The organism is Kerstersia similis (assembly GCF_965139615.1).
Classification (GTDB): domain Bacteria; phylum Pseudomonadota; class Gammaproteobacteria; order Burkholderiales; family Burkholderiaceae_B; genus Kerstersia; species Kerstersia similis.
On sequence record NZ_CBCSIQ010000025.1, the window covers coordinates 19588 to 36102 of the forward strand.

At 62.0% G+C, this 16515-nt stretch carries 13 protein-coding genes; 7 read left to right on the forward strand and 6 right to left on the reverse strand.

Going from position 1 to position 16515, the window contains the following annotated elements; genetic code table 11:
* Positions 1-21: 21 nt before the first annotated feature.
* Complete coding sequence (locus ACNA1V_RS14060) at positions 22-1896, forward strand: GlyGly-CTERM sorting domain-containing protein (RefSeq protein ID WP_415834230.1); 1875 nt, start codon at positions 22-24, stop codon at positions 1894-1896.
* Between the two features lie 88 nt (positions 1897-1984).
* Here ACNA1V_RS14060 and yfaE read toward each other — a convergent pair whose 3' ends face one another.
* The 3 genes from yfaE to nrdA form a co-directional block, all read right to left on the reverse strand.
* Complete coding sequence (gene yfaE, locus ACNA1V_RS14065) at positions 1985-2329, reverse strand: class I ribonucleotide reductase maintenance protein YfaE (protein WP_415834231.1); 345 nt, start codon at positions 2327-2329, stop codon at positions 1985-1987.
* Positions 2326-3459, reverse strand: coding sequence for a class Ia ribonucleoside-diphosphate reductase subunit beta (gene nrdB / locus ACNA1V_RS14070; protein ID WP_415834232.1), 1134 nt, complete (start codon positions 3457-3459; stop codon positions 2326-2328). The genes yfaE and nrdB overlap by 4 nt, the downstream gene beginning before the upstream one ends.
* Positions 3460-3647: 188 nt before the next feature.
* Positions 3648-5927: a class 1a ribonucleoside-diphosphate reductase subunit alpha gene (gene nrdA / locus ACNA1V_RS14075; RefSeq protein WP_415834233.1), complete on the reverse strand. Its 2280-nt coding sequence runs from the start codon at positions 5925-5927 to the stop codon at positions 3648-3650.
* A gap of 128 nt (positions 5928-6055) precedes the next feature.
* On the opposite strand from nrdA, the gene ACNA1V_RS14080 reads away from it, so the two are divergent.
* The gene (locus ACNA1V_RS14080) at positions 6056-6511 is read left to right on the forward strand and encodes a hypothetical protein (protein WP_415834234.1); all 456 of its coding nucleotides are present in this window, start codon (positions 6056-6058) and stop codon (positions 6509-6511) included.
* A 614-nt stretch (positions 6512-7125) separates the two neighbouring features.
* On the opposite strand, the gene gatB is transcribed toward ACNA1V_RS14080, so the two are convergent.
* The 3 genes from gatB to gatC are packed head-to-tail and all read right to left on the reverse strand — an operon-like array spanning position 7126 to position 10414.
* Positions 7126-8583 carry an Asp-tRNA(Asn)/Glu-tRNA(Gln) amidotransferase subunit GatB gene (gene gatB / locus ACNA1V_RS14085; protein WP_415834235.1) on the reverse strand — a complete coding sequence of 486 codons (1458 nt, stop codon included), beginning with the start codon at positions 8581-8583 and terminating at the stop codon, positions 7126-7128.
* Positions 8583-10100 (reverse strand): Asp-tRNA(Asn)/Glu-tRNA(Gln) amidotransferase subunit GatA, encoded by a 1518-nt coding sequence (gene gatA / locus ACNA1V_RS14090; protein WP_415834236.1) that lies wholly within the window; start codon positions 10098-10100, stop codon positions 8583-8585. The genes gatB and gatA overlap by 1 nt, the downstream gene beginning before the upstream one ends.
* Before the next feature lie 2 nt (positions 10101-10102).
* Positions 10103-10414 (reverse strand): Asp-tRNA(Asn)/Glu-tRNA(Gln) amidotransferase subunit GatC, encoded by a 312-nt coding sequence (gene gatC, locus ACNA1V_RS14095; protein WP_415834237.1) that lies wholly within the window; start codon positions 10412-10414, stop codon positions 10103-10105.
* 283 nt (positions 10415-10697) lie between these two features.
* On the opposite strand from gatC, the gene ACNA1V_RS14100 reads away from it, so the two are divergent.
* The 5 genes from ACNA1V_RS14100 (at position 10698) to rodA (ending at position 16490) form a co-directional block, all read left to right on the forward strand.
* Positions 10698-11741: a rod shape-determining protein gene (locus tag ACNA1V_RS14100; RefSeq protein WP_068367261.1), complete on the forward strand. Its 1044-nt coding sequence runs from the start codon at positions 10698-10700 to the stop codon at positions 11739-11741.
* Between the two features lie 41 nt (positions 11742-11782).
* A complete protein-coding gene (gene mreC / locus ACNA1V_RS14105) occupies positions 11783-12667 on the forward strand; it encodes a rod shape-determining protein MreC (protein WP_415834238.1) in 885 nt (294 codons plus the stop codon).
* On the forward strand, positions 12664-13245 hold the full coding sequence (gene mreD, locus ACNA1V_RS14110) for a rod shape-determining protein MreD (RefSeq protein ID WP_415834239.1): 582 nt from the start codon (positions 12664-12666) through the stop codon (positions 13243-13245). Before mreC ends, mreD begins: the two co-directional genes overlap by 4 nt.
* Before the next feature lie 126 nt (positions 13246-13371).
* Positions 13372-15357 (forward strand): penicillin-binding protein 2, encoded by a 1986-nt coding sequence (gene mrdA / locus ACNA1V_RS14115; RefSeq protein ID WP_415834240.1) that lies wholly within the window; start codon positions 13372-13374, stop codon positions 15355-15357.
* Positions 15354-16490: a rod shape-determining protein RodA gene (gene rodA / locus ACNA1V_RS14120; RefSeq protein WP_415834241.1), complete on the forward strand. Its 1137-nt coding sequence runs from the start codon at positions 15354-15356 to the stop codon at positions 16488-16490. The genes mrdA and rodA overlap by 4 nt, the downstream gene beginning before the upstream one ends.
* Positions 16491-16515 lie beyond the last annotated feature (25 nt).

Consider the following 16515-nt stretch of genomic DNA (forward strand, 5'->3'; position numbering starts at 1 on the left):
GATCCATCTCGAGGAGAGGACATGAGCTATAGCATTTCAGCGCGCCAGACCGCGCGTTTGGCCGGTGGAGCTGCCGGGCTGTTGATCGCGCTGGGCGCTGCCGCCCAGGAGCAGGCTGCCCAGCCGCATGCCATCGTTGTTTTCAGCGGCGTGAGTTTCGATGGTTCGGCAGATCCGGGCGACAAGCCGGGGCGCTGGGTGCGGGTGACGCCCACGCTGGGCGCCGATGGCAAGCTGCATGGCATGACCTCCGGGTCAAGTTTCCATAAAGACAGCCGATGGTTCACGGTGGCTGCCGATGGACAGGGCTATACCGTGCGCCAACCGGATGCGGTCATTGCGACGCTGGCCGGGCCATTGGTCAGCACCGGCCAGGGCAGCGCGGGCAAGCTGTTCGGCAGCACCGGTACGGTCGCCTTTGAAATGGTGCCCGGGCAGGCTGCAGTCAAGCTGGAGCCCGCCACGCCGGCGGGAGAGCCTCTGAAGATTTCTTCGCTGTCCTCGGCCATGGCCGCTGGAGCGGATGGCTCGGTATTCTTTGGTGGCCGTACAGGCAGTTCCAATCCCCAGGTGTGGCGCCGTCTTGCCGATGGCGGCTTCGAGCTGGTGGCGGATTTTGGCCGTCCGGAATATGTGGTCAGCAAGGAACCCATTCCTGGCATCAAGATGGTGGATAAATACCTGAAGGGCGATAATACGATTGCCCTGGTCTGGAGTGAGGCCGATCAGGCCCTCTACGGCGTGACGGAAGACGTGACGTCCACCGGCAAGAATGGTGACGCGCAGACGGTGCCGGGCGATAGGCCGGCAGGCACGATCTATCGCATCAAGGCATCCGGCTTCAAGGCGGATGGCAGTAGCCCGATAGAGATTCTGCACACCTTTGCTGCCAGCCGGGATGGCGCTGCCAAGGCACTGTCCTACCGCGCACCGGCATTGCTGGAAGTGGGAGAGTGGTTGTATGGCACGACGACTGCCGGCACCAAGGTCGGCAATATCACCGACAAGCAGGATGGCCGTATCTGGCGCATGCGCAAGGATTGCGTCAGCACCGCAGAACGCAATTGCCTGGAAATCGTGTATCGCTTCGATACGGCGGGCGTGCTGACGGTCGCCAACGGTGGCGCGCTGCCGCTGGGCCCCTTGGTCTATGCGGCCGATGGCAATGTTTACGGCACGACCTTCCAGGGTGGCAAGGACGCCACCAGCGAGAAAAACGGCCAGGGTACCTTGTTCCGGATTGCCAACCCCACGGCAGCGAAACTGGATGAGGTGGTATTCGCCCAGATTCACGCGTTCGATGTGGCTTCGACGGGCAGCCGGCCCAGCGGTCTGTCGCTGGCGACCAAGGCCAATGGCAAGCAGACCCTGGTTGGTGTGACGGAGTTTGGCGGCAGCGCCACGGATACCTATGACGCCGCGAGCAATGAAAGCACCGGCCTGGGCACAATGTTCGCTTTCGATGTTGCCTTGCCTGCGGCTGTCATTACCCGTTTCGAGGCAACGGGTGGCCAGAGCATCAAGGTGGACGAAGGCGGCAAAGTGACGCTTGCATGGGCCACATCCGGCGCGTCGGTGTGCGAAGCTGGCGGTGATTGGAGCGGCGCGCAGCAAGCCGAAGGCAGTGCGGAAGTCGGGCCTTTGGCTTATCGGGCCGAACCCTATCGTTACACGCTGGTGTGCCAAAGCGCGGATGGCGCGGTATCGCAGGAACAGGCCGTGACGGTCAGTGTCCAGCAAAAGGCCGTCACCCCGGAGCCGGGCGAAACCGGTAACGAAGGCAATGAAAGCAAGAGCGGTGGCGGGGGTTCCTTGCCCTGGCAGGCGCTGGTCTTGTTGCCCCTGGCCATGCTGCGCCGGCGCATCCGCTCGGTGAGCATGGGGACGCTGCTGTAAGCAAGCGTTATCCGCGTGGCCCGCAGCGCTTGTGCTGCGGGGCCTGGCACAGGCGCCTTACCGTCTCTGGGGGGCGCCTGTGCCGGGGTCAGCGGGGTGCCTGCGGCGGATCGTCCAGCAGGTCTTCGCGGAACAGTTCAAACTGGCTGTCCAGATCGCTGCGCAGGCCGCAATCCACCGTGACGGGGGCATCGAGCGTGCAGCAGCAAGGCAGGACTTCGCTGGGGCCGACAAAGGCCAGAGGCAGGGATTCATAGCTCACGCTGCCTTGGATCAGCGTCATGCGGCACATGCCGCAATAACCGCTGCGGCACTGGTACTCCACCTCGTGACCCGTGCGCTCCAATCCTTCCAGCAGCGTTTCCCCTTCCAGCAGGTGAAAGTGCTTGTCGCGCGTGGATACCGAAGTGACGCGCGTCTTGATACTGCTCATAGCTCAAAGTCGTTCAGATCGTCGGCAGACACTTCGGCATCAATCTGGCCTACCAGGTAGGAACTCAACTCGACTTCCTGCGGAGCCACCTGCACCGTATCGGATGCCAGCCAGGTGTTGATCCAGGGGATAGGGTTGTTTTTGGCGTTCGGGAACGCGGGCTTGAGGCCGACGGCGCTCATGCGGATATTGGTGATGTATTCCACATATTGCGCCAGGATGTCCTTGTTCAGGCCGATCATGGAGCCGTCCTTGAACAGATAATCGGCCCAGCGCTTTTCCTGTTCGGCGGCATCATGGAACATGTCAAAGCATTGCTGTTCCACTTCACGGGCAATGGCGGCGAATTCCGGGTCGTCCTGGCCGGAGCGCATGATGTTCAGGATGTGCTGCGTGCCGGTCAGATGCAGTGCTTCGTCCCGGGCGATCAGGCGGATGATCTTGGCATTGCCTTCCATCAGCTTGCGCTCGGCGAAGGCAAAGGAACAGGCGAAACTGACGTAGAAGCGAATGGCTTCCAGGATATTGACGTTCATCAGGCACAGATAGAGCGTCTTTTTCAGTTCGCGCAGATCCACGCGCTGGGGCTCGCCATTGATGACATGGTCACCCGCGCCCAGCTGCGAATACAACATGGTCTGGTGGATCAGGTTGTCGTAGTAGGACGAAATATCGTTGGCCCGCAACTTGATGTTCTCGTTGCGCACGATGTCATCGAAGATGATCGAAGGATCATTGACGATGTTGCGGATGATGTGCGTGTAGGAACGCGAGTGGATGGTTTCGGAAAATGCCCAGGTTTCGATCCAGGTTTCCAGCTCGGGCAAGGACACCAGCGGCAGCAGCGCCACGTTGGGGCTGCGGCCCTGTATCGAATCCAGCAGCGTCTGATACTTCAGGTTGCTGATGAAAATATGCTTTTCGTGTTCGGGGAGGTTCTGGTAGTCGATGCGATCCTGCGAGATATCGACTTCTTCCGGACGCCAGAAGAAAGACAGCTGCTTTTCGATCAGCTTTTCGAAGATGGGGTACTTCTGCTGGTCATAGCGCGCGACGTTGACGGGCTGGCCGAAGAACATCGGTTCTTTCAGCTGGTCGTTATCGGTGCGGGAAAAAATACTGTAAGCCATGATGGTCAGTGTTGCTTCGGCAATACGGCGGCAGTGGCCGCGGCGCGCCGCCTGAAGGTGGCGCGAACTGTAGGCGCGCGGCTGGGTTCAGGCGCGCAGCGGGCGGGCGATGCAGGCGCCCGCTGGAGCGGACGGGGGCGCCATCCTGTTGCATAGGCCATGCAGCAGGATGGTGCGCGCCCGTCTCATCAGATCTTGCAGGCGCCGCCCGCGCAGGAATCGTCCTCGGCTTCTGCCTGGGCATCGGCCGCGCCATCGCGGGTGTTGTGGTAGTACAGCGTCTTCAGGCCATACTTGTAGGCTTGCAGCAGATCTTTCAGCAGTTGCTTCATCGGCACGCGGCCGCCTTCGAAGCGTTGCGGATCGTAATTCGTGTTGGCCGAAATCGACTGATCCACGAATTTCTGCATGACGCCCACGAGCTTCAGGTAGCCCTCATTGCTGGGCATTTGCCACAGCAGTTCGTACTGGTTGCGCAGACGCGGGAATTCCGGCACCACCTGGCGCAGGATGCCGTCCTTGGATTGCTTCACCGACACCAGGCCGCGCGGCGGTTCGATGCCGTTGGTGGCGTTGGCGATCTGGCTGGAGGTTTCGGAGGGCATCAAGGCGGTCAGCGTCGAGTTGCGCAGGCCGTATTGCTGGATATCGCGGCGCAGCGATTCCCAATCCAGGTGCAGCGGCTCGGTGCAGAAGGTATCCAGATCGCGCTTGTAGGTGTCGATCGGCAGAATGCCCTTGGCGTACGTCGTTTCGTTGAATGCCTTGCAGGGGCCGTACTCGCGCGACAGCTGCATCGACGCCTTCAGCAGGTAGTACTGGATGGCTTCGAAGGTGCGGTGCGTCAGGCCGATGGCGGCGGCGTCGGAATAACGCGTACCGTTCTTGGCCAGGTAATAGGCATAGTTGATCACGCCGACGCCCAGCGAACGGCGTTTTTCCGTGGCGTTCAGGGCCGCCTTGACCGGGTAGTCCTGGTAGTCCAGCAGTGCATCCAGTGCGCGCACGGCCAGTTCGGCCAGGCCTTCGAGCTCGGCCAGCGATTCCAGCGCGCCCAGGTTGAAGGCCGACAGCGTGCACAGCGCGATTTCGCCTTCCGGGTCGTTGATGTCGTCGAGCTCGCGGGTCGGCAGCGCGATTTCCATGCACAGATTGGATTGGCGCACCGGCGCCACTGCCGGATCGAAGGGGCTGTGGGTGTTGCAGTGATCGACGTTCTGAATATAGATGCGGCCGGTGCCGGCACGTTCCTGCATCACCAGCGAGAACAGCTCGGTGGCGGGCAGGCTGCGCTTGCGAATGGCGGGGTCTGCTTCGTATTTCAGGTACAGGCGCTCGAACTCGTCCTGATCGGCGAAGAAGGCGTCATACATGCCCGGTACATCATGCGGCGAAAACAGCGTGATGTTCTGGCCCTTGATCAGGCGCTGGTACAGCAGGCGGTTGATCTGCACGCCGTAATCCAGGTGGCGGATACGGTTTTCCTCGACGCCGCGGTTGTTCTTCAGCACCAGCAGCGATTCCACTTCCAGGTGCCACAGCGGGTAGAACAGCGTGGCGGCGCCACCGCGCACGCCGCCCTGCGAGCAGGATTTCACTGCCGCCTGGAACATCTTGTAGAACGGGATGCAGCCGGTGTGCTGGGCTTCGCCGCCACGGATCTCGCTGCCGAGCGCGCGGATGCGGCCACCGTTGATGCCGATACCGGCGCGTTGCGACACATAGCGCACGATGGCGCTGGTCGTGGCATTGATGCTGTCCAGGCTGTCACCGCACTCGATCAGCACGCAGGAGCTGAACTGGCGGGTGGGCGTACGCACACCGGACATGATGGGCGTAGGCAGGGAAATCTTGAAGCGCGACACGGCATCGTAGAAGCGCTTGACGTAATCCAGGCGGGTCTCTTTGGGGTACTTGGAGAACAGGCACATGGCCACCAGGATATACAGGAACTGCGGGCTCTCGTAGAGCTGCTTGGTCACGCGGTTCTGTACCAGGTACTTGCCTTCCAGCTGCTTCACGGCGGCATAGGCGAAATCCATATCGCGCCAGTGGTCGATATAGCCGTTGAGCTCCTCGAACTCCGCTGCGTCGTAATCGTTCAGCAGGTGTTCGTCATACTTGCCCAGTGCCGTCAGCTTGCGCACATGCTCCAGCAGATGCGGCGGCTCGAACTGGCCGAAAGCAATCTTGCGCAGGTGGAAGATCGCCAGGCGAGCGGCGAGGTACTGGTAGTCGGGGGTATCTTCCGAAATCAGGTCAGCGGCTGACTTGATGATGGTTTCGTGGATATCGTCGGTGCGGATCCCGTCATAGAACTGGATGTGCGACTTCAGCTCCACTTGCGAAACCGAGACATTGTCCAGGCCTTCGGCAGCCCAGGTAATGACACGATGAATCTTGTCGAGGTTGATTGACTCCTGGCGCCCATCGCGCTTGGTCACTTTCATCGTCTCGTATTTCGTCATCAGGAAAACCTTTCGTCGGTAGAACAACCCCGGCCTGCGAAGCAAGGGCAGGCGGAGCGCAATAAGTTCGTCAAAATAATCTGTGTTGCAGCTAACAGTGTTGCCGTGGCACCGGAGCCGTGCCGTCTTTGCCTGTCCACAAAAAAAAGCCCCTCTCGCTGTGGCCGTCTGCCATTCCGGCAGCAGGCTGCCAGGAAATGAAGGAATGGCGGTATGACATCAACGGAGAGAGTCCCTTTGTTATGGACAGGCTGCATTCAACTCGCCTGAACGCCGGGAGGGGAACATGGCTCTGTCATCAGTTCACGGGAAGCGTACTCTGCCGGAAAACACAGCGCTGCGGCGTGGGGGGTGAACAGAGTCGGAGCGAGTTTATCGCGTGGCTCGGTAACTTTAAAGACTGGTTTTTCCGTGCCAAAAGATGTAGGCGAACACGGGCGAAGCGCGTCAAAAACCGCGCAAGCCCCATGGGTGCTGGGATTGCGCCTGGTCAGACCATTTTCATGGCAGGAAAAATGCTCAAAGAAGAAGCAAAAAAATATTCAAAAAATAAATGGGCTGGGGCTGGAAACGACGACATCTAGGGTTTTTTCCATGGAAAAACCCATATGTAGTATTTCTTAACAGGGATTGCAGGCATTTCAATATATGAAAAATAGGGCGAAAGTCGCAGGCGAATCCCTTGAAGCATTGCCTGAACCTCGCTCTCGTCCCAACTGGCAAACACTGTGTTTTCGGGCCGGAAAAAGGCTCGCCAAGCCAATCGAAAGGCCGGTTTTTTCATCTTTTCAGTGTCTTGAATACCGGTCGCGTTGGCATCATTACCGGACTCGGATGGCGATGAAAAACGGCCATGAACCCCCGTCAAGTTGCCGGCTGTATCGGTCGTCTCCCTGCCGCCAGTACAACGCCTCGCCGAAGCCGGGTGTGACTGGACCGTTCAGTGCAGTGGGGGATGCCGCAGCGCTGCATGCATCAGCCGGCGTATGCGAGTATGCATTAGCGGCCAGCGGTGACAAGCCTGGGCCGGGGGCGTGGAGCATGCCGTCATCCCGCAGCCAGAACCATGCGATCGGCCTGGCCCGGGCTTGTCACCGCTGGCTGCGGCTTGGCAAGGGCAGGCGCATGATTGTCCATGCACCTGCCCCTTCGCTCTTGCCGCCAGGCGACCGCAGCCGGCCGCCTGGTGGTTGCGCTTTTAGCTATCGAGCTTTTCCTTCAACAGGCTATTGACCTGCTGCGGGTTCGCCTTGCCCTTGGCGGCCTTCATGATCTGGCCTACCAGCGAGTTGAACGCCTTCTGCTTCCCGGCGCGATACTCCTCGACAATCGCCGGATTGGCCGCCAGCACCTCGTCGATCATCGCGCCGATCGCGCCAGAATCGCTGATTTGCTTCAGGCCGCGAGACTCGATGATCGCATCGGCATCGCCATTGCCTTCCCCGGACCACAGCGCCGCGAAAATCTCGCGGGCGATCTTGTTGGACACCGTACCGTCGGCAATGCGGGTCACCAGCCTGGCCAGGCTGGCCGCATTGATGGGGCTGTCCGCAATCGTCTTTTCCTCGCGGTTCAGCGCAGCGGCCAGCTCGCCCATGATCCAGTTGGCCACCGTCTTGGCATGGCCTTCCGGCACGGCTGCCGCGGCCTGCTCGAAATAGGCGGCGGTGTCGCGGTCTGCGCCCAGCTGCGACGCATCATAGGCCGTCACGCCATACTGCTCCTGCAGGCGGGCCTGCAGGGCGGCGGGCAGCTCGGGCATGGCCGAGCGCACTGCCTCGATCCACTCCGGCGAAATCGCGATCGGAGGCAGGTCGGGGTCGGGGAAGTAACGGTAATCGTGCGCATCTTCCTTGCTGCGCATGCTGCGCGTTTCGTCGCGGTCGGCATCGTACAGGCGGGTTTCCTGCACCACGGTGCCGCCGTCCTCGATCAGCTCGATCTGGCGGCGTGCTTCGTAGATGATGGCGCGTTCCAGGAAACGGAACGAGTTCACGTTCTTGATTTCCGTACGGGTGCCGAACTCCTTCTGGCCAACCGGACGCACCGACACGTTGGCGTCCACGCGGAATGAACCTTCCTGCATGTTGCCGTCGCAAATGCCCAGCCAGACAACCAGGCTGTGCAGGGCACGGGCGTAACCCACGGCCTCGGCTGCCGAACGCATTTCTGGTTCGGAAACGATTTCCAGCAGCGGCGTGCCGGCGCGGTTCAGGTCGATGCCGGTTGCAGGCGTGCCATTGGCAAACGCGAAATCATCGTGCAGCGACTTGCCGGCGTCTTCTTCCAGGTGGGCGCGGGTCAGGTTGACCGTCTTGCGTTCCTCGCCCACGAAAAAGCTCAGGCTGCCGCCCTGGACCACCGGGATTTCAAACTGCGAAATCTGATAACCCTTGGGCAAGTCCGCGTAGAAATAATTCTTCCGGGCGAACACCGACAGCGGGGCGATATGCGCGCCAACGGCCAGGCCAAAACGGATGGCACGTTCCACGGCGCCATAGTTGGGCACGGGCAGGCTGCCGGGCAGCGCCATATCCACCAGGTTGGCCTGGGTATTGGGCGCGGCGCCGAAGCGGGTGCTGCTGCCGGAGAAAATTTTGGAATGGGTGGAAAGCTGGGTATGGGTTTCCAGCCCGATGACGATTTCCCAGGCCATTAGAGCGACTCCGGTTTACGTTGGTGCCAATCGGTGACTTGCTGATAACGCTCGGCGATGGCCAGCAAGCGGCCGTCCTGGAAATGGTTGCCGATCAGCTGCATGCCCACGGGCAGCGGCTTGGCGCGGGTGGTATCGAAACCGCAGGGGATGGCGACGGACGGCAGGCCGGCCAGGTTCACGCCCAGCGTATAGATATCCGACAGCCAGTCGGCGCGCGGGTCGTCGCTGTTCTCGCCGATACGGCGGGCAGCCTGGGGCGAGACCGGGCCCAGGATCACATCGCACTCTTCGCGCAAGGCCTTCTGGAAGTCTTCCGCGATCAGGCGGCGCAGGCGCTGGGCCTGCAGGTAATAGGCATCGTAGTAGCCGTGCGACAGCACATAGGTGCCCAGCAGAATGCGGCGCTGGGTTTCGGTGCCGAACCCCTCGGCGCGCGAGCGGCTGATCATGTCGTTCAGGTCGGTGAACTGCTCGGCACGGTGGCCGTAGCGCACGCCGTCATAGCGGGCCAGGTTGCTGGACGCTTCCGCCGGGGCGATCACGTAGTAGGCCGGAATCGCCAATTCGGTGCGCGGCAGCGAAATCTCCACGCGGCGGGCACCCAGCGCCTCGAAGTCGCGCAAGGCGGCTTCGATGGCATTGGCGACCTGGGGATCCAGGCCGTCGCTGAAATATTCACGCGGCAGGCCGATGCGCAGGCCTTCCAGCGGGCGGACACCGGCTGCGGCCTGGGCCGCCTGGCTGGCGTCGTAATCGCGCGACAGCCAGCCATCGGGAATGTCGTGGCTGGTGGCATCCTTGGCATCGAAACCGGCAATGGCGTCCAGCATCAGGTACACATCGCGCGCGCTGCGCGCCAGCGGGCCGGCCTGATCCAGGCTGGAACCGTAGGCGATGATGCCAAAGCGCGATACCGCGCCGTAGGTCGGCTTGATGCCGCTGACGCCGCACAGAGCGGCCGGCTGGCGCACTGAACCGCCGGTATCCGTACCGGTGGCGGCGGGCACCAGGCCGGCAGCCACGGCGGCGGCCGAGCCACCCGAGGAACCGCCGGGGACGGCTTCCTGATCCCAGGGGTTGCGTACCGGGCCGAAGGCCGAGTTCTCGTTGGCCGAGCCCATGGCGAATTCGTCGCAGTTGAGCTTGCCCAGCGATACCGTACCGGCTGCCAGCAGTTTCTCGACCACGGTGGCGTCAAAGGGGCTGACGTAATTGGCCAGCATGCGGCTGCCGGCCGTCGTGCGCCAGCCCTGGGTGACGAAAGTATCCTTGTGGGCGATGGGCACGCCAGTCAACGGGCCGGCCTGGCCGGCGGCGATGCGGGCATCGGCGGCGCGGGCCTGGGCCAGCGTCAGCTCGGCATCCACATGCAGGAAAGCGTTGAGCGTTGCGCTGCGGCCAACGGCGTCCAGCGCGCTCTGGGCCAGTTCTACGGCGCTGACCTCGCGCTGATCCAGGGCCTGGCGCAGGCCGGCAATGCCGTCGAACCCGGCATGGAGGGGAGATTGGGACATAGTTATTCGATCACCTTGGGAACCAGGAACAGGCCATCGGCCGCAGCGGGCGCATTGGCCATCAGGGCGTCGCGCTCCGCCGGCGTGGCCGGGGCTGTGGTGACGGCATCTTCGCGCAGGCGGGCCACGACTTCGCCATTCACCGCCAGCGGGTGGGCCAGGGGCTCCACGCCACTGGTATCAGCCTGGCCGAGCTGCGTGTAGATATCCAGCAGACGGTTGAGTTCATCCTGGGTGCGGGCGGTTTGCTCCGGTGTCAGGGCGATGCGGGCCAGCCGGGCAATGCGTGCCACGTCTTGTTGATTGAGCGCCATAATTCTCTGCAGCGACGGGAGGCGAAAAAGGCCGGCCCGGACTGTCTGTCAAGGAAGTTGGAAGAAAATGAGCGCCACAAGAAGCAAGAAAGTCTCAAAACTCTTTGCTTCTTAAAGGGCGTGCGAAAATTATAAGTTATGATTCATGATCCATTCGGCCTGGCCAGGATGGCGTGCCCGTGTGCGAGTCCGCCCGACGCCGATCTGGTCTTCTTGCGGCGCCATGACTGACAGCTGGCGTCCGTTTCCCGTTTTCCCCCGCAATCCTGCTAGCTGAGTTCCCATGTTCGGATTCTTGCGCAGTTATTTCTCCAGCGATATGGCGATCGACCTGGGTACCGCCAACACGCTGATTTATGTTCGTGGCAAAGGTATCGTACTCGATGAGCCTTCCGTTGTTGCCATCCGCCATGAGGGCGGCCCTCACGGCAAGAAAATCATCCAGGCAGTAGGCCAGGAAGCCAAACAGATGCTGGGCCGGGTGCCCGGCAACATAGAGGCGATCCGGCCCATGAAGGACGGCGTGATCGCCGACTTCACCGTGACTGAGCAAATGCTCAAGCAGTTCATCCGCATGGTGCACCCCCGCAACATGCTGGCTCCCAGCCCGCGCATCATCGTTTGCGTTCCCTGCGGTTCCACCCAGGTTGAGCGCCGTGCAATCCGCGAATCGGCTCAGGGCGCTGGCGCCAGCCAGGTGTTCCTGATCGAGGAACCGATGGCAGCAGCGATCGGTGCCGGTCTGAACGTTTCCGATGCCAGCGGCTCCATGGTCGTTGATATCGGCGGCGGCACGACCGAAGTGGCCGTGATCTCGCTGGGCGGCATGGTCTATAAGGGTTCGGTGCGCGTCGGCGGCGACAAGTTCGACGAAGCCATCGTGACCTACATCCGCCGCAACTACGGCATGCTGATCGGCGACCCGACGGCCGAGCTGATCAAAAAGGAAATCGGTTCCGCTTTCCCTGGCTCCGAAGTCCGGGAAATCGAGGTCAAGGGCCGCAATCTGGCCGAAGGGGTGCCGCGCAGCTTCACGGTCTCGTCCAACGAGATCCTGGAATCGCTGACCGACCCGCTCAATCAGATCGTATCGGCCGTCAAAGTGGCGTTGGAAAACACGCCTCCGGAACTTGGCGCCGATATTACCGACAAAGGTATCGTGCTGACTGGCGGTGGAGCCCTGTTGCGCGACTTGGATCGCTTGCTGCAGGAAGAAACCGGCTTGCCGGTCGTGGTGGCCGAAGATCCGCTCACTTGCGTAGTGCGTGGCTGTGGCGATGCGTTGGAGCACCTTGAAAAGCTCGGCGCGATCTTCGTTAACGAATAATCCTGGCCTGACGTGCGGGCCGGGTCGGTTTCTGGCCTGATATGCAACACGCTCCTGCACCGCGCCTGTTCAAGCATGCGCCGTCGCTTGAAACCCGAATGATTGCCCTGGCGCTGCTGGCGCTGGCGCTGATGGTGGCTGACGCGCAATGGCGTCCAGCGCTGGAACCGGTGCGCCAGGGCCTCAGCCTGGCGCTTTATCCGTTCCAGCGCGCGGTGTTGTTGCCGCGCGACCTGGTGCGCTCGGTCAATGATTGGCTCAATGCGGCAGCGCTGGTGCGCTCTGAAAATGAATTGCTGCAACGCCAGCGCATTGAGCTGGCGCAGATTTCCACGCACGCCGCACAGCTGGCCGCAGAAAATGCACAGTTGCGGCGTTTGCTGGGGGTGGGGGATCGCCCGGCGGGCCGTGGCGCCGTCGTGGTGCAGGTCATGTATGAGCCCCTGAGTGTCTATAACCGGCGGCTGGTGTTCGATAAAGGGGCATCCAGCGGGATTGCGCCCGGCATGCCTGTCATCGACGAAGGCGGGGTCGTCGGCCAGATCGTGCGTACCACGCCGATGACGGCCGAAGCCGCGCTGCTGACCGACGAGGGCGTGTCCATCCCGGTGCAGTCGCTGCGCAATGGTTTGCGCCTGATCGCCTTCGGCGGTAAATCGCCGGGCAAGGTGGAGGTGCGCTACCTTTCGGCTGACGACGACATTACCGAAGGCGATGTGCTGGTCACCAGCGGCCTGGGTGGCTTCTTCCCCGCAGGCCTGCCGGTGGCACGTATCGAGCGGGTGGAGCGGGACACCGAGTCCGGTTTTGCCAGCGCGGTGGGTGAACCCTTGTCACACCCGGAACGCTACCGGCACTTCCTGGTGCTGCTGGATGGCGAGGCCGAACCCCGTGCCGAAGGCCTTGCCACCGAGGGGGCGCCATGACGGGGAAACGTGAGGGCGCTGCCGTGCGGGCGCGGACGCGTTCCGGCAGGCCGCCGGTACCGCGCTCCCGGATTGTCGAAGATGACATCCTGATGCCGGCGCGCACCTGGTTTGTCTGGGGAACCTTGATCGGCTTCTGGCTGTTGTCCCTGCTGCCATGGCGCGCCTGGCCCAGCTCGCCGGATCTGCTGCTGTTGGCTCTGGCGTTCTGGGCGGTTCATGAGCCGAGCCGAGTGGGGATGCTGGTCGCCTTTGTATTTGGCGTCCTGATGGATGTCCACGACACCGTATTGCTGGGGCAGCATGCGCTGATCTATGTGCTGGTGGTTTATGGCGCTCAGGCGCTGCACCGTCGTTTGCAGCGTTTTGATCTGCTGCGCCAGGCCTTGCATATGTTGCCGATTTTCGTGGCGGCGACGCTGTTGGGGTTGATGGTATCGGCCTGGCTGATGGGCGCCTGGCCAGGTTGGGTCTGGCTGCAAGGCGCGATCCTGACCGGTTTGTTGTGGCCGGTGCTGGGCTGGGTGCTGCTGTTGCCGCAGCGTCGGATTGACGAGACTGACGGTACGGTGCGCTGATGACAGGACATAGCGGCGATCCGGCGGTGTGGATGATCGGGCCGGGACATTTCTTTGCGGAGCGCCTGGCGCCCTGCGCCACTGGCATGATCGCCGTGCCGGCCTGGCGGCAGCCTTGAACGTACCATGTTTGAATTCAAGCACACATCCAAGCAGCTGAAGGAGCGCTTCGGCCTGCGCGTGCTGATTGCCGGTGTGTTCATCCTGGTGCTGTTCGGCATTCTGGTCTGGCGCTTTTATTACCTTCAGGTCGTGCGTTATGACAATCTTTCGGCACGCGCCGAAAGCAACCGCATTTCGGTGGCGCCGATTACACCCAGGCGCGGCGAGATCCGTGACCGCAATGGCGAAGTGCTGGCGCGCAACTACCGCAGCTACACGCTGGAGGTGGTGCCTGCCCATGCCGGGGATATCGACCAAATGCTCGATGACCTGGGCGAGGTCGTGCATGTCGGTGAATCGGAGCGGCGTCGGTTCAAGCGGCGGGTTGGGGAAAGCGGACGCTATACCAGCATCGTGCTGCGCAATAACCTGAACGATACCGAAGCGGCCTGGTTTGCGGCACAGTCGTTCCGTTTCCCCGGCGTGGAAATCAAGGCACGCTGGGTGCGAGAGTATCCCTATGGCGAAGTGGCCGCGCATGTGATCGGCTATGTGGGCCGTTTGTCCGAACAGGATTTCGCCAATCTCGAAGAACGTGGCCAGCTGGGCAATTACCGCGGTACCGATGTCATCGGCAAGAAAGGCCTGGAGAAAACTTGGGAAGAAGCGCTGCATGGCCGTACCGGCATAGAGGAAGTCGAAGTCACCGCGCGTGGCCGGCCGGTGCGGATATTGCGCCGCACTCTGCCAGAGCCGGGGCAGAATCTGTATTTGTCGCTGGATATCCACCTGCAGAAAGTGGCGGAGGAGGCGTTTGAGGGCCGTCGGGGCGCGCTGGTGGCGATCGAGCCGGAGACTGGCGATGTGCTGGCATTTGTCTCGCAGCCGTCGTTCGATCCGAACCTGTTCATCGACGGGATCGACGTTGCCAATTGGCGTCGTCTCAATGAATCGCCGGATCGGCCTTTGATCAACCGGCCCTTGTTCGGCACCTATCCCATTGGTTCGACCTACAAGCCTTTTGTCGCGCTGGCGGCCCTGGAAATGGGCAAGCGCAAGCCCTCAGACCGTATCTTCGACCCTGGCTATTATGAGTTCGGCGGCCAGCGCTTCCGCAATGCCGGGTCGGCTGCCTACGGTTCCATCGACATGACGCGGGCGCTGGTCGTGTCGTCGGACACGTATTTCTATGCGCTGGGGCCGGAAATCGGCGTGGATGCCTTGCATGATTTCATGGAGCCCTTCGGCTTTGGCCGGATAACGGGTATCGACCTGGACGGTGAAAAAGCCGGGGTGCTGCCTTCGCGCGACTGGAAGCGGCGTGCTTACCGTGAGCCCGCGCAGCAGCGCTGGTATGCCGGCGAAACCGTCTCGATTGCCGTGGGGCAAGGCTATAACTCCTTCACGTTGTTGCAGCTGGCGCAGGCAACGGCGGTACTGGCCAATGGCGGTAAATACATGACACCCCGGCTGGTGCAGGCTTTGCAGAACGCGGCCACAGGCCTGCAGCAGCCATTGCCCAACAAGCCGGAGCATGTGCTCGACCTGAAGCCGGAGAATGTGAACGTGATACGCCGGGCCATGGTGGAGACCGTCAAGGCCGGGACGGCGCGGTCGGCATTTGCCAATACGCCCTATCAGGCGGGCGGCAAGACAGGAACGGCCCAGGTGTTCAGTCTGCGCGGCACCAAGTACCGGGCCGAGGCCATTGACGAGCGTTTGCGCGACCATGGGGTATTCATTGCGTTCGCGCCGGCGGAAAAACCGTCCATTGCCGTTGCCGTCCTGGTGGAAAACGCGGGCTGGGGCGGGCGTTCGGCCGCGCCGATTGCCCGCAAGGTACTGGATTATTGGCTGGTCGAGCGGCCCGAGCTGGCACGCGAAGCCGCTGAGGCGGCGGCCAAGTCGGCGGATGCCGCCGGAGAAGGCACGCCCTCGGCCGACACCGGCGCCGCTGCCGGTGCGGCAGCGGCCGGCAGCAAGGCGCGCGCACAGGGGGGCCGGGGATGAAACGTATCCTGGCAGGTATCCGGTACATGTTCAGCGTGCTCGACTGGCCGCTGTTGATGATTCTGTGCATGATGGCGGCGATGGGGCTGATCGTCATGCATTCGGCGGTGGGCAGCACCGATTGGCGCTTTGCGGATCAGGCCCGCAATTTTCTGATTGCATTCGCAGCCATGTGGGTCGTGGCCATGGTGCCGCCGCCCCAGCTGATGCGCTTTGCCGTGCCGTTCTATATCGTGGGTGTGGTGCTGCTGCTGGCCGTGGAGCTGATAGGGGAAACCAGCCTGGGGGCGCAGCGCTGGCTGAATCTGGGCATCATTCGGGTACAGCCTTCGGAAATGATGAAGATTGCCGTGCCGCTCATGCTGGCCTGGCACTTCCATCGGGGCGATGGCGTGCTGCGCCTGCGTGACATGCTGCTGGCAGGCGTTCTGTTGCTGGTGCCCTTTCTGCTGATCGTCAAACAGCCTGATCTGGGGACCGCGCTGCTGGTTTTTGCGGCAGGTTTCTGCGCGATCTACTTTGCCGGGCTGTCTTTCAAGTTGCTGGCGCCGGTATTGATTGTCGGGGTGCTGGGGCTGGGTGCACTGATCTATAACGAACCCTATCTGTGCGAGCCGGAAGTGGATTGGGTCGTGCTGCACGACTACCAGAAACACCGTGTCTGCACCTTGCTCAATCCTGGGTCGGACCCATTAGGCCGGGGGTTCCACACGATACAGTCCATGGTGGCCGTGGGTTCCGGAGGGCTGTATGGCAAGGGTTATATGCGCGGTACGCAGACCCACCTGGATTTCATCCCGGAACGGACCACGGACTTCGTCTTTGCCGTCTATGCCGAGGAGTTCGGCATGTATGGTGGAATCCTGCTGCTGGTGCTGTATGGTTTGCTGATTGCGCGCGGCCTGGTGATAGCCAGCAGCGCGGCGACGCACTTCGGGCGCTTGATGGCCGGTGCGCTGTCCATGATGTTCTGTGCCTATGTTTTCGTCAATATTGGCATGGTGACGGGGATTCTGCCCGTGGTGGGCGTGCCTTTGCCCTTCATGAGCTATGGGGGCACGGCCCTGGTGACACTGGGCGTCGCCTGCGGCATCATGATGAGCATTGCGCGCTACCGCCCGCCCAGGGATTGAAGCAAAGCGCCTTGCCTAGGCTGAA